Raw genomic sequence first — 12,560 nt, forward strand, 5'->3', positions numbered from 1 at the left:
CCCCCCCCCCCCCCCCCCCTGTGGGGGGGGGGGGGGGGGGGGGGCGCCCCCCCCCCCCCCCCCCCCCCCCCCCGCCACAAGTCAACGGATGAGGAGGGGGTGGTCGGTGGCGGGGATCAGTTCGCCGATCACGGGGTGGCCGGGGAGTTCGGCGGCCACGAGGAGGCCGCCGGAGGTCTGGGCGTCGGCCAGGAGGAGGCGGTCGTCCTCCGAGGTGGAGGCGAAGTCGGTGTGGGGGGTGACCCAGTCGAGGTTGCGGCGGGTGCCGGCGCTGACGTATCCGGCGCGGACGGCGTCGCGGGCGCCGTCGAGGTAGGGGACGGCGGCGGCGTCGACGACGGCGGTGACGCCGGACGCGCGGGCCAGCTTGTAGAGGTGGCCGAGCAGCCCGAAGCCGGTGACGTCGGTGGCGCACTCGGCGCCCGCGGCGAGCGCGGCGGCGCAGGCGTCGCGGTTCAGGGCGGCCATCGACGCGACGGCGTGCGGGAAGACCTCGCCGGTCGCCTTGTGCCGGTTGTTCAGGACGCCGACGCCGAGCGGCTTGGTCAGGGTGAGCGGCGTGCCGGGCTTGCCGGTGTCGTTGCGGAGCAGCCGGGCCGGGTCGGCGACGCCGGTGACGGCCATGCCGTACTTCGGTTCGGGGTCGTCGACGCTGTGGCCGCCGCCGACGTGGCAGCCCGCCCGCGCGGCGACGTCCAGGCCGCCGCGCAGCACCTCGCGGGCCAGGTCGAACGGGAGGACGCCGCGGGGCCAGGCGAGCAGGTTCACCGCGACGAGCGGGCGTCCGCCGACCGCGTACACGTCGGACAGGGCGTTCGCGGCGGCGATGCGGCCCCAGTCGTACGGGTCGTCGACGACGGGGGTGAAGAAGTCGGCGGTGGCGACGACGGCGGGGCCGCCCGGGGCGTCCGGAAGGGTGACGACGGCGGCGTCGTCGCCGGTGTCGAGGCCGACGATCAGCTCGCCGTTCGGGTCGGCGGGGGCGGCGGTGAGCCCGGCGACGACGTCCTCCAGCTCGCCGGGCGGGATCTTGCAGGCGCAGCCGCCGCCGTGGGCGTACTGGGTGAGCCGCTTCCCGGTCATTGCATGCCTGCGTTCATGCGGTCCTTTCGGTGCAGCGGCGGCGCAGGTCGTCCACGCGGACGGTGTAGCCCCGCTCGTCGAGGTGCTCCAGCAGCGGGACGGCGACGCGGCGGGTGGTGCCGAGCGCGCGGCGCGCCTCGCTGAGGGTGAACGGCGGGTCGAGCTTCGCCAGCAGCGCGGCGGCCTCGGCGTCGGCGCCGGGGAGCAGGACGATCCCGTCGGCGACCTTGAGCAGCGCGCCGGCCGCCGCGGCGGCGGCGATCAGCTTCGGAGTGAGGCCGAGGTCGGCGAGCCGGCCCGCGTCGGGGGCGTTGAACGGGGCGCCGGCGAGGTCGCGGCGGACGGCGTCGACGGCCCGCCGGACGTGCGGCGGCAGTTCGGGGGCGGTGGCGGTGCCGTAGAGGCGGCCGTCGCGGCGGTGCAGGCCGGTGGCGAGGGCTTCGACGAGCGCGCGGTCGGGCAGGCCGAGCGCGCGGCGGGCGGCCTCGGCGGGCAGGCCGGGGTCGGTCGGGTGCGTGCGCGCGTGCTCGTCGACGGCGTCGCGCAGGCGGCGGCGCAGGCCGTCCCAGTGCCCGGGGTCGGCGAGCCAGTCCCCGGCGACGGGTTCGGACGGCGGCGGCACGCCCATCGCGATCAGGTCGGCGCGGCGGACGAGGCCGCGGCGGCGCAGTTCGGCGGCGCCGTCGGGGCGCGGCCCCATCGCGGCGAGCTCGCGGGCGCGCGCGGCGGCGGCGCCGCGCCGGGTGAACGGCTCGGGCCGCACGTCGAGGACCGCGACCCCGGCCGCGACGCGGTGCCGGCCCGGGTCGCGCAGCAGGGCGGTGTCCCCGGCGCGCAGCGGCAGGGGCCGCTCCAGCGCGAGCCGCGCGGTGTCCTCGCCGAGCGGGCGGACGTGCACCGGGACGGCCGCCGATCCGGCGTGCAGGACGAGCCGCCGCGGCAGGTCGCGGGCGGGGTCGCCGTGCAGCCGGACGTCGATGAGCTCGGTGGCGAGCCAGCGTCCGGGGGTGAGCAGCGCGTCGCCACGGCGCAGCGCGCCCGCGTCGGCACGGCGCAGCGCGCCGCCGCCGTGCAGGTTGACGGCGACGCGCGCGACAGCGCCGATCTCGTCGCGCTGCTCCTTGAGGCTCTGCAGGCCGCGGACCCGGACGGTCTCGCGGCCCGCCGTGAGCCGGTCGCCGACACGGATCGTGCCGGCGCCGAGCGTGCCGGTGACGACGGTGCCGCGGCCCTGGACGGTGAAGACGCGGTCGATCCACAGCCGCACGTCGGCGGTCCGGTCGGGTTCGGGGAGCGCGGCGGTGAGGTCGGCCAGCGCGGCGCGCAGGTCGTCGAGGCCCTGCCCGGTGGCGCCGCTGACCTCGACGGCGGCAACCTCGCCGAGGGACGTGGCGGCGATCCGCTCGAGCGCGTCGTCGCGCACCCGCGCGGCGGTCGCGGCGCCCGTGAGGTCGCGGCGGGTGACGGCGAGCAGCCCGTGCCGGACGCCGAGCGCGTCGAGGACCGCGAGGTGCTCCTGCGACTGCCGCTGCCAGCCCTGGTCGGCGGCGACGACGAACAGGGCGGCGGGCACGGGCCCGACCCCGGCGAGCATGGTCGCGACGAACCGCTCATGCCCGGGGACGTCGACGAACGCGAGCGGTTCGCCGCCGGGCAGGGTGGTCCAGGCGAAGCCCAGCTCGATGGTGAGGCCGCGGCGCCGCTCCTCCTCCAGCCGGTCGGGCTCCATCCCGGTCAGCGCGCGGACGAGCGTGGACTTGCCGTGGTCGACGTGCCCTGCGGTGACGACGACGTGCATGCTCACCACCCTTCCGCCGCGGCGGCCACCGCGCGGGCGAGGGCGTCGTCCTGGACGGGCGGGACGGCGCGCAGGTCGAGCAGGCAGCGGCCGTCCTCGATGCGTCCCATCACCGCGGGCGAGCCGTGCCGCAGCCGCGCGGCGTACGGTTCGGGCAGCGCGACGGCCGCGCTCGGCAGGACGACGCCGGGCGCGCCGCCGCCGCCCACCGCGGCGTCGCTGTCGACAGGCGCCGCGTCGACGCCCGCCGCGCGCAGCCGGTCGGCCAGCCGCCGCGCGCGCTCGCGGAGGGACGTGACATCGGCGTTCAGCGCCTCGTCGGTCGGTGTGCGTGGGCCGCGGACGGTGGCTTCGAGCGCGGCGAGCGTCAGCTTGTCGACGCGCAGCGCGCGCGCCAGCGGGTGCCGCGACAGCCGCCGCACGTACTCCTCCTTGCCCAGGACGAGCCCGCACTGCGGTCCGCCGAGCAGCTTGTCGCCGCTGGCGGTGACCAGGTCGGCGCCCGCCTTCAGCCAGGTGGCCGCGTCGGGCTCGTCCGGCAGCAGCGGTTCGGGTCCGAGCAGGCCGGAGCCGATGTCGGCGACGACCGGGACGCCGAGCCCGGCCAGCTCCGCGACGTCCGCCGACCGGGTGAAGCCGGTGACGCGGAAGTTGGACGGGTGCACCTTGAGGATGAAGCCGGTGCCGGGGCCGACGGCCGCCGCGTAGTCGTCCGGCGAGGTGCGGTTCGTGGTGCCGACCTCGCGGAGCCGGGCGCCGGTCGCGGCGAGCAGCTCCGGTATGCGGAAGCCGTCGCCGATCTCCACCAGCTCGCCCCGGCTGACGATGATCTCGCGGTCGCCGGCGAGCGCCGTCGCGGCCAGCACCAGCGCCGCGGCGCCGTTGTTGACCACGTGCGCCGCCTCGGCCGCCGGGACCGCGTCCAGCAGCGCGGCGAGCGCGGACCGGCCGCGCCGCGCCCGCGCGCCGGTCGCGAGGTCGAGCTCGACGTCGGTCGCGCCGGACGCCACGAGCATCGCCTCGCGCGCGGCGTCCGACAGCGGGGCGCGTCCGAGGTTGGTGTGCAGCAGCACGCCGGTCGCGTTGACCACGGGCCGCAGCCCGGCCGCGGTGCCCGGCAGCGCCCCGGCCGCCGCGTCCGCGACCGCGTCCGCCGGGATCTCGCCCGCCCGCGCGCGGCGCTGCGCCGTGACGACCGCCGCCTTCACCACGCCGCGCCCGAGCCGCGCCGCCGCCTCCGCGAGCCGCGGGTCGGCGAGCACCGCGTCCGTGCGGGGGATGCGCCGCCGCCCGTCCTGCTCGCCGGGCGGCGCCGGAACCGGCGCGGGTCCACGATCCATGCGGCGACCTCCGTTGCGGGCGGCGCCGCGAGGAGACCCGGTGCGGCGCACGAGACCAGCGAGGGCTACCCCTCACCATCGCACGCCAAACGGTTCCGGTGGTCTTCGCGCCTTCGGCGCCGCCGTGCCGCTCCTCAGGGCGTCGCGGGGACGACGGGCAAGGCTCGGCGAAGAAATCGGAAGAAGATCCCGCAAACAGGGCGCTACTCGTTGTAATGTCGCAGCCGCCCGTTTCCACGAATGCTGACAAAACACCACGGCGTTTCTTGTGTTCTCCTGCCCGGGAACCGCCGGCCTTCGTATTCCGCTGCGCGAAATCAATCCCTCCTGTACCAAACCGCGGGTCGGCTTGTCACTTCGGTGAGTGTCGCGAGGGGCGCGGGATCTCTAGCCTGGCGGCCCGGGTGTCCGCTCACGGAGGTGACACTTTGACGGAGCTGTACGAAGGGTCGGCCGAGACCGACGATCTGTCGGCGCAGCCCTGGCGCGACGTCCCGCGCGAGGAGGCCCGGTGGATGCGGCCCCACCTGCCGGCACTGGTCGACACCATGGTCGAGGGGGTGCTGCGCAACGTCCCCGAGTACGCCCGTCCGGACGACCCCGTCTACACCGACGTGATCCGGAGCGCGGTGGCGCAGGGGATGGGGCACTTCGTGCGGATGATCGCCGACCCGGACGCGCCCTGGCAGGAGGTCCACCAGGTCTTCTTCGACATCGGCTACGGCGAGGCCGTCGAGGGGCGCAGCCTGGAGCACCTGCAGAACGCGCTGCGCGTCGCCTCCCGGACGGCCTGGCGGTACCTGTCGCGGGAGGCCGACCGGCTGAAGAAGCCGCGCGAGCTGGCGATCGCGCTCACCGAGGTGAACTTCGCCTACCTGGACCTGCTCGCGTCCGCCGCCGCGCAGGGTTTCGCGCGGGCGCGGGAGAAGGCGGCGGGCGAGCGCGAGCAGCGCCGCGGCCGGCTGCTCAGCCTGCTGTTATCGCATCCGCCCGCACCCCGCGACATCATCGTGGAGCAGGCGGGGCTGGCGGCCTGGCCGCTGCCCGAGCGGATCGCCGTCATCGCGCTCGACCCGCGCCCCGGCAGCGGCGGCGAGGGCCCCGCCGGGCTGCCGCCGTTCCTGCTCAGCGGCGTCGACCGGGGGCGCCCGTGCCTGGTGATGCCCGACCCCGACCGCCCCGGCGGCGCCGACCGGCTCACCGCCACCGTCGCCGGCTGGACGGGCGCGATCGGCCCGTCGGTGGCGCTGGAGGAGGCCGGGGTGTCCCTGCACTGGGCGCACCGGACGCTCGACCTGATGGCCGCCGGACGGCTCGGCGGCGCCGAGAACCCCGCCGGCGCGCGGGACCTGCCCGAGGAGACGCCCCCCGCACCCGGCCGGCAAGGGACCCGGACGCGGCGGAGCGGCGCCCCGGCCGGACGGCTCGTCCGCGCGGACCGGCACCTGCCCGAGCTGCTGCTCCAGGAGGGCTGGACGCTCGCGGAGGCGACGGCGCGGCGCCGCCTCGCGCCGCTCACCGAGCTCGGTGCGCACCGCGGCGGGCGCCTCGCGATGACGCTGCTCGAATGCCTCAAGCACGGCTTCAACGCCACCGACGCCGCCGAAGCGCTCTGCGTGCACCCGCAGACCGTCCGGTACCGGCTCGCGCAGCTGCACGACCTGTTCGACTACGACATCGAGGACCCGGCGGTGCGGCTGGAGCTGATGCTGCTGCTCCCCGTCTGGCTGCGCGCCACCGCCGACGGGGAGCGGTGAGGACCGCGGGCTACTCCTCCCCGGCGGGAACGGTCACGTACGGCAGCGTGCGGTCGAGGTAGGCCTTCCGGCACGCCGACCGGGCGATCTTGCCGCTGCTGGTGCGCGGGATCCCGCCCGGCTCGATCAGCACGAAGTCGTGCACGCGCAGGTCGTGCTGCTGCTTCACGGCGGTCCGCACGGCCTGCGCGACCTCGTCCACGTCCAGCAGCGCGATCGGCACCCGCCGGTTCCGCTCGGCGACCACGACCAGGCCCTCGGTCTCGCCGATGTCCACCGACACCGCCGCGGTGTACTCGCGGCGGATGCCCTTGTGCGCGTTGGACACGGTGAACTCGATGTCCTGCGGGTAGTGGTTGCGGCCGTCGACGATGACCAGGTCCTTGATGCGGCCGGTGACGAACAGCTCGCCGCCGTGCCGGACGCCGAGGTCGCCGGTGCGCAGCCACGGCCCGCGCGGCAGTCCGCCGGTGTCGCCGGACAGCTCGGCCTCGAACGTCTCCTTGGTCTGCTCCGGACGGCCCCAGTAGCCGGCCGCGACGTTCGGGCCGTGCACCCAGATCTCGCCGACCGCACCGTCCGGCTTCCGCTCGCCCGTCTCGGCGTCCACGATGATCGTGTGCTGGCCGAAGGACGTGCCGCACGCGATCAGCTGGATCGCGCCGGGGGCGTCCGGGGCGCACGGCTCGGCGGTGCCGCGGCGCAGCGCCTCGTGGTCGAACGCGGCGCGGGTCGGCTCGCGGAACCGCGACGACGCCGACACGTACACGGTCGCCTCGGCGAGCCCGTACGCGCACACCTGCGCCTCGGGCTTCAGCCCGCAGTCCTTGAACGCCTCGTAGAACCCGGTGAGGGTGCTCTCCCGGATCGGCTCGGCGCCGTTCATGAACACCTGCACGCCGCTGAGGTCGAGCTTCGCCTTCTCCTCCTCGGTGACCTGCGCGGTGAGGTACTCGTAGGCGAAGTTCGGGCCGCCGGTGAAGGCGTGCTTCTGCTGGCTGAGCAGCTCCAGCCAGCGGACGGGCCGCATCACGAACGCGACCGGGTCCATGATCACGCCGGGGTTGCCGTAGACGAGCGGCAGCGCGACCGTCGTGACCAGGCCCATGTCGTGGAACACCGGCAGCCAGTTCACCCCGGACGACTCGCGCGGGATCCCCTCGAACGTGCGCCACAGCTGCTCGGCGTTGGTGGCGAAGTTCCCGTGCGTGATGATGACGCCCGCCGGGGTGCGGGTCGACCCGGACGTGTACTGCAGGTACGCGACGTCGTCGGGGTCGATCGGCTCCGGCGTCCAGTCGAGCGAGCCGTCCACCTCGTCCGCCACGATGATCTCGGCGGGCGCGCGGACGCCGTCGCCCGCGAGGAACGTGCGGACGGCGGGCAGCGACGCGCTCGTGGTGATGACGACGTCGGGCTCGGCGTCCTGGTAGACGGCCAGCAGCCGGTCGCCGTGGCCCGGCAGGTCCGGCGAGAACAGCGGGACGCCGATGACCCGGGCGTACATCGCGCCGAGGAACCCGGTGACGTAGTGCAGGTCCTGCGGGGCGAGCAGCGCGACGCGCCGCCCCGGCGAGGTGGCGCGGCGGATCGCGGCGGCGATCGCGCGGGCGCGCCGGTCCAGCTCGCCCCAGGTGACGTCGGTGGCGACGCCGTCCGGGTCGGTCATGTAGTCCATGAACGTGTAGGCCCGGTCGTCGGGGAAGTCCTTGGCGAACCGGGCGAGCCGCTCGATCAGCGGGGTGCGGTCGAGCGCGGGAAGGTCGGTCATGCTCACAAAGCTCCTGGTACGGGAGGGACGAGTCAGGAGGAGGCGGCGGCGCCCGCCGGTGCGCCGGCGGGCTCGTTCTGGGAGGCCGGATCGCCGCGGCGGACACGGCGGTTCTCGAGCCGCTCGTAGTCGGGCCAGCGCACGTCCCAGACCCAGCCGAGCCGCTCGAAGATCCAGATGACGCGGGCGCTGATGTCGATCTGGCCCTTCAGCACGCCGTGCCGGGCGCAGGTCGGGTCGGCGTGGTGCAGGTTGTGCCAGGACTCGCCGAACGACGGGATGGCCAGCCACCACACGTTGCGGGCCTTGTCGCGGGTCCGGAAGTCCTCCTTGCCGAACACGTGGCAGATCGAGTTGATCGAGAACGTGACGTGCTCGCCGACGAACACCCGCATCAGCCCGGCCCAGAACAGCGCGGTGACCGCGCCGTGCCAGGACCGGGTGAGCAGCGCGCCGAGGCCCATCGGGACCAGGAACGTCGACAGCACGATCACCGCGTAGACGGGGTCGAGGGACAGGAACCGGATGTCCCTGTCCTTCAGCAGGTCGGGCGCGTACTTGCTGCGGGACGTGCGGTCCTTGCTGAACAGCCAGCCCACGTGCGCGTGGAACAGGCCCTTGGTGAGGCCCCACACGCCCGGCCCGTACGCCCACGGGGAGTGCGGGTCGCCCTCCTGGTCGGAGTACTTGTGGTGGCGGCGGTGGTCGGCGACCCACCGGACCACCGATCCCTGCATCGCCTGCCCGCCGAGGATCGCGAGCGCGATGCGCAGCCACCGCTTGGCCTTGAAGCCGCCGTGCGTGAAGTGGCGGTGGTAGCCGACCGTGACGCCGAGGGCGTTGAGCGGGTAGAGGAAGGCGAAGATCGCGATGTCCGTCCAGCCGATCCCCCAGCCCCACAGGAAGGGCAGGGCGGCCAGCAGCCCGGCGATCGGGGCGGCCACGAACACCACGACCGCGATGCGCTCGGGCAGCGGCACGGTGCCGGAGATGTCCGGCTGCGGGGTTCTGCTGCCGGCGTCGGCGACACCCGCTGTCATTGCGGACTCCTTAGGAACATGAGTGCGGAGGCCCCGCCCGGCGGTTCAGGGCGGCCGGTCGTCCCGGCCGCCCGGTCCCGCGGGCGGGGTGCTGGTTCAGCAGTTGCTCTGGACGGGCTTGCCGGCGAACCGGTCGCCGAGGAAGTTCGTCACGTCCCCGGCGGCGCCCCAGTCGGTGGACAGATGCTCGGTCGGGTAGGTGTTCTTCCAGGTGGTGTTGATCCCGGCCTTGCAGTAGGCCTCGTGGGTACCGTCCTCGGTCTCGTGCGGGATGATCTCCTCCAGCCAGCCGCGGTACTGGAACACCGGGAAGCCGATCTTGTACTTGGCGGCCGAGGACGGGGTGCCGATGTCGACGCCGAGCTTCTGCCGGTCGACGACGTCGCTCCAGGTGGTGCCGTCCGGGCCCGTGAGCGCGTAGATCTGGTCGAGCGACAGGCCCTGCTTGGAGAAGTTCTCGACCTTCGCGCCGAGGAACACCGCGAGCGTCCCGTACAGGCAGTTGGCCTTCACGTCCTTGATCGCCTGGGCGCCCTGGTCGTTCATCAGGTCGTCGAACGGCATCTCCGGGTAGGCGGCGTGCAGGCCGACCAGCGCGTCGGCGAGGAACCCGGCGAACAGGCTGCCGTTCAGCTGCTTGGCGGTCAGCTTCAGGTCGCCGGGCACGCCGCCCGCCGCCGCGCCGACCACGTTCAGCTCCGGCGCGTACGACGCGGCGAGCTGCGCGCCCCACAGCGCGGCGGCGCCGCCCTCGGAGTAGCCGGAGATGCCGACCTTCCCGTCGGCCTTCAGCGTCCCGCCGGGGATCTGCCGGGACGTGCGGACGATGTCGAGCAGCGCGTGTCCCGCGTTCGCGCCGATCATGTAGGTGTGCACCTGGCCGTCGAGGTAGCCGACGCCGTCGGTGGCGGCGACCGCGTACCCGGCCTTGAGCATCAGCTGCAGGTTGCCGCCCTCGTACATGTCGACGTACTGGCCGGCGAGCTGCTTGGAGAACGCGCACTGCAGGCCGGAGCCGAGGGTGCCGGGATTGAACGCGACCGTCGGGCGCGACCCGCCGCCCTGCCACTCGGCGTCCGGCACCGCCACGGTCCCGGACACGGCGATCTTCCGCCCCTTGGCGTCGGTCGAGACGTACCGGACCTTCCAGGCCTGCATCGGCACGTCGCCGGGGATGTTGGTCAGCTTCGCCGGACGGCAGGCGAGCAGGTCGCCCGGGTTCCCGGTCACCGTGCCGGAGGACGCCGCGTAGATCTGCGCGTCCGTGGCGTCGCAGCCCGGCGGCGCGGCCTCGGCCTGCGGCGCGCTGAGCACCGCGGGCACGGCCAGGGCGGCGCCGAGTGCCGCGGTGGTGAGCAGGGTCCGAAGTCGCATTCCTCGCTCCAGGGGTGAGTCTGGAAAGTGAATGCTGCTGACTGTCCCCCAGGGGCGGCGCGCGGCGGAATGAAGCTGCGTCACAGGCTCGGGTGCCCTTATTAGCAACCAAGTCAAAAACGCCGGGTCAGGGTGGACGCGAGGTGACGTCCGGGCACGGACCGGGACGGCTCACCGCACGGCGCCCGCCGGGCCACGCCGCATCGGCCGCGCCCCTCCGCCCTCGAATCGGGACAAGCCATTGCAAATTGGTGGAGTCTTCATTAATGGTTCGCCGGTAGGGGGCGGCCGGGCCGTACCGTCCCGCGCATGCGCCGAACAGCAGCAGCACTCGCGGCCGTCCTGGCCGCCGGCATGACCGTGAGCACGGCCGCCGGCGTCGGTCCGGCCGCCGCGGCGGAGCCGGAGACCTGCGCCACTCCCGCCACCCACCAGATCGCCGAGGTCCAGGGCACCGGGACCGCGTCCCCCCTGCGCGGGCGGACCGTCCGCGTCGAGGGCGTCGTGACCGCGGACTTCCAGCGGGCCGACCAGCTCAAGGGCTTCTTCGTGCAGGACCCGACCCCGGACGACGACCCCCGGACCTCCGACGGGATCTTCGTCTACGCCACGCGGGAGGTGCGGCCGGGCGACCGCGTCCTCGTCACCGGCAAGGCCACCGAGTACAACGGCCTCACCGAGCTGTCCCCGGTCACGACCGTGGACGTGTGCGGCAGCGGCAAGGTCGCGCCCGACAACGTGCGGCTGCCGCTGGAGGACGGCGCGAACCTCGAGCAGTACGAGGGCGAGCTGCTGCGCTTCCCGCAGAAGCTCACCGCCACCGAGACCTACCAGCTCGGCCGCTACGGCGAGATCACCGTCTCCGCCGGCGGCCGCCTCTTCCAGCCCACCGATGGTCACGGCTCCACGCAGGCGGACAACGACGCGCGGCGGCTCCTCGTCGACGACGGGTCGAACGTCCAGGACCCGGCGACGATCCCGTACACCGACAAGCGCGTCCTGCGGATCGGCGACACCACGGCCGGGCTCACCGGAGTGCTCACCTACCAGTTCGGCGCCTACGCCCTCCAGCCCACCAAGTCGGCGCACTTCGCCAACGACAACCCGCAGCCGAAGAAGCCGCAGCCGGTCGGCGGCGACGTCCGCGTCGCGAGCTTCAACACCCTCAACTGGTTCACCACGCTCGGCGAGCGCGGCGCGAACACCGCCGAGGAGCGCGAGCGTCAGCTGACCAAGCTCGTCGCCGCGCTCAAGGGCCTGGACCCCGACGTCGCCGGGCTGATGGAGGTTGAGAACAACGGCGACACGGGCGCGCTGAAGACGCTGGTCGACCGGCTCAACGAGGCCGTCGGCGCCGGCACGTACTCCTGGATCGAGAACCCGAAACCGGGCACCGACGCGATCCACGTCGCGATCATCTACAAGCCGGCGAAGCTGAAGCCGGTCGGCGCGGCGCACTCCTCCGACCAGGCCGTGTTCGAGCGCCCGCCGCTGGCGCAGGAGTTCCAGCCGGTGAACGGCGGCACGACGTTCACGCTGATCGTCAACCACCTCAAGTCCAAGGGCTGCACCGGCGCGACCGGCGCCGACACCGACCAGGGCGACGGGCAGGGCTGCTTCAACGCCCACCGTGTCGTGCAGGCGAAGGCCGTCGCCGCGCTCGCCGCCCAGGAGGAGAACCCGCTCGTCATCGGCGACCTCAACAGCTACACCGCCGAGGACCCGGTCAAGGTGCTGACCGGCGCCGGGCTCGCCGGGCAGACCGAGCGGTTCGTCCGGCCCGAGCAGCGCTACTCCTACGTCTTCGACGGCATGTCCGGCGAGCTCGACCACGTGCTCGCCGGCGCCGCGCTGGCCAGGCGCGTCACGGGCGCGACGATCTGGCACGTCAACAGCGACGAGCCGACGTTCCTCGACTACAACACCGAGTACAACCAGCCGCGCTTCTACAAGCCGGACGCGTTCCGGTCGTCCGACCACGACCCCGTCCTGCTCGGCCTGCGCCTGCACTGATCCCCTTCGGCCCGGGCGTCCGCGAACCGGACGCCCGGGCCCCTTGCGCCACCGCTCACGGAGCGTATGATCCGGATCACACTTCTAGGGATCGGTGCGCGCATGAACGAAGCAGCTCCCCGCCTGGCGTTCGGAATCGGGCCCGACGGGACGTACACCCGGATCGGGCAGACGTTCGCGTTCATCCTGGGCCTGCTCACCACGTTCGCGTTCCTGCCGCTCGTCGTGGTCGGCGCCCTGCTGTACACCAAGGCCGAGGGGATCTTCCCGGCGGACGCCGACCGGGCGCGCCGGCTGGTGAACTGGTCGTGGGTCAGCATCACCGTGCCCGTCGTGCTCGCGGTCGCCGGCGGTGCGGCGGCCGCGGCGCTGACCGGCTGACCC

At 74.2% G+C, this 12,560-nt stretch carries 9 protein-coding genes; 3 read left to right on the forward strand and 6 right to left on the reverse strand.

The window, feature by feature from the left end:
- Positions 1-81: 81 nt before the first annotated feature.
- The 3 genes from selD to selA are packed head-to-tail and all read right to left on the reverse strand — an operon-like array spanning position 82 to position 4,221.
- Entirely contained in the window at positions 82-1,083 is a 1,002-nt protein-coding gene (selD, locus tag F8568_RS26035) for a selenide, water dikinase SelD (RefSeq protein WP_151596322.1), read from the reverse strand.
- Positions 1,084-1,096: 13 nt separating this feature from the next.
- Positions 1,097-2,881: a selenocysteine-specific translation elongation factor gene (locus F8568_RS26040; protein WP_151596407.1), complete on the reverse strand. Its 1,785-nt coding sequence runs from the start codon at positions 2,879-2,881 to the stop codon at positions 1,097-1,099.
- A gap of 2 nt (positions 2,882-2,883) precedes the next feature.
- Positions 2,884-4,221, reverse strand: a complete 1,338-nt coding sequence (selA, locus tag F8568_RS26045; RefSeq protein WP_151596323.1) for an L-seryl-tRNA(Sec) selenium transferase — start codon at positions 4,219-4,221, stop codon at positions 2,884-2,886.
- 428 nt (positions 4,222-4,649) lie between these two features.
- On the opposite strand from selA, the gene F8568_RS26050 reads away from it, so the two are divergent.
- Positions 4,650-5,978 (forward strand): PucR family transcriptional regulator, encoded by a 1,329-nt coding sequence (locus F8568_RS26050; RefSeq protein ID WP_236009157.1) that lies wholly within the window; start codon positions 4,650-4,652, stop codon positions 5,976-5,978.
- A gap of 10 nt (positions 5,979-5,988) precedes the next feature.
- Here the strand turns inward: F8568_RS26050 and F8568_RS26055 are convergent, their stop codons facing one another.
- From F8568_RS26055 to F8568_RS26065, 3 genes are all read right to left on the reverse strand, one after another.
- Positions 5,989-7,749, reverse strand: coding sequence for a fatty acyl-AMP ligase (locus F8568_RS26055; RefSeq protein ID WP_151596324.1), 1,761 nt, complete (start codon positions 7,747-7,749; stop codon positions 5,989-5,991).
- Between the two features lie 32 nt (positions 7,750-7,781).
- Entirely contained in the window at positions 7,782-8,789 is a 1,008-nt protein-coding gene (locus tag F8568_RS26060; protein WP_151596325.1) for an acyl-CoA desaturase, read from the reverse strand.
- Positions 8,790-8,885: 96 nt separating this feature from the next.
- Positions 8,886-10,163: a lipase family protein gene (locus F8568_RS26065; RefSeq protein ID WP_151596326.1), complete on the reverse strand. Its 1,278-nt coding sequence runs from the start codon at positions 10,161-10,163 to the stop codon at positions 8,886-8,888.
- Positions 10,164-10,472: 309 nt separating this feature from the next.
- Between F8568_RS26065 and F8568_RS26070 the strand changes: the two genes are divergently transcribed.
- Both F8568_RS26070 and F8568_RS26075 read left to right on the forward strand, forming a co-directional pair.
- Entirely contained in the window at positions 10,473-12,176 is a 1,704-nt protein-coding gene (locus F8568_RS26070) for an ExeM/NucH family extracellular endonuclease (RefSeq protein ID WP_151596327.1), read from the forward strand.
- Positions 12,177-12,278: 102 nt separating this feature from the next.
- Positions 12,279-12,557 (forward strand): hypothetical protein, encoded by a 279-nt coding sequence (locus tag F8568_RS26075; protein ID WP_151596328.1) that lies wholly within the window; start codon positions 12,279-12,281, stop codon positions 12,555-12,557.
- The last annotated feature ends 3 nt before the right edge of the window (positions 12,558-12,560 follow it).

Source organism: Actinomadura physcomitrii (genome assembly GCF_008923205.2).
In the GTDB taxonomy this organism is placed as follows: domain Bacteria; phylum Actinomycetota; class Actinomycetes; order Streptosporangiales; family Streptosporangiaceae; genus Spirillospora; species Spirillospora physcomitrii.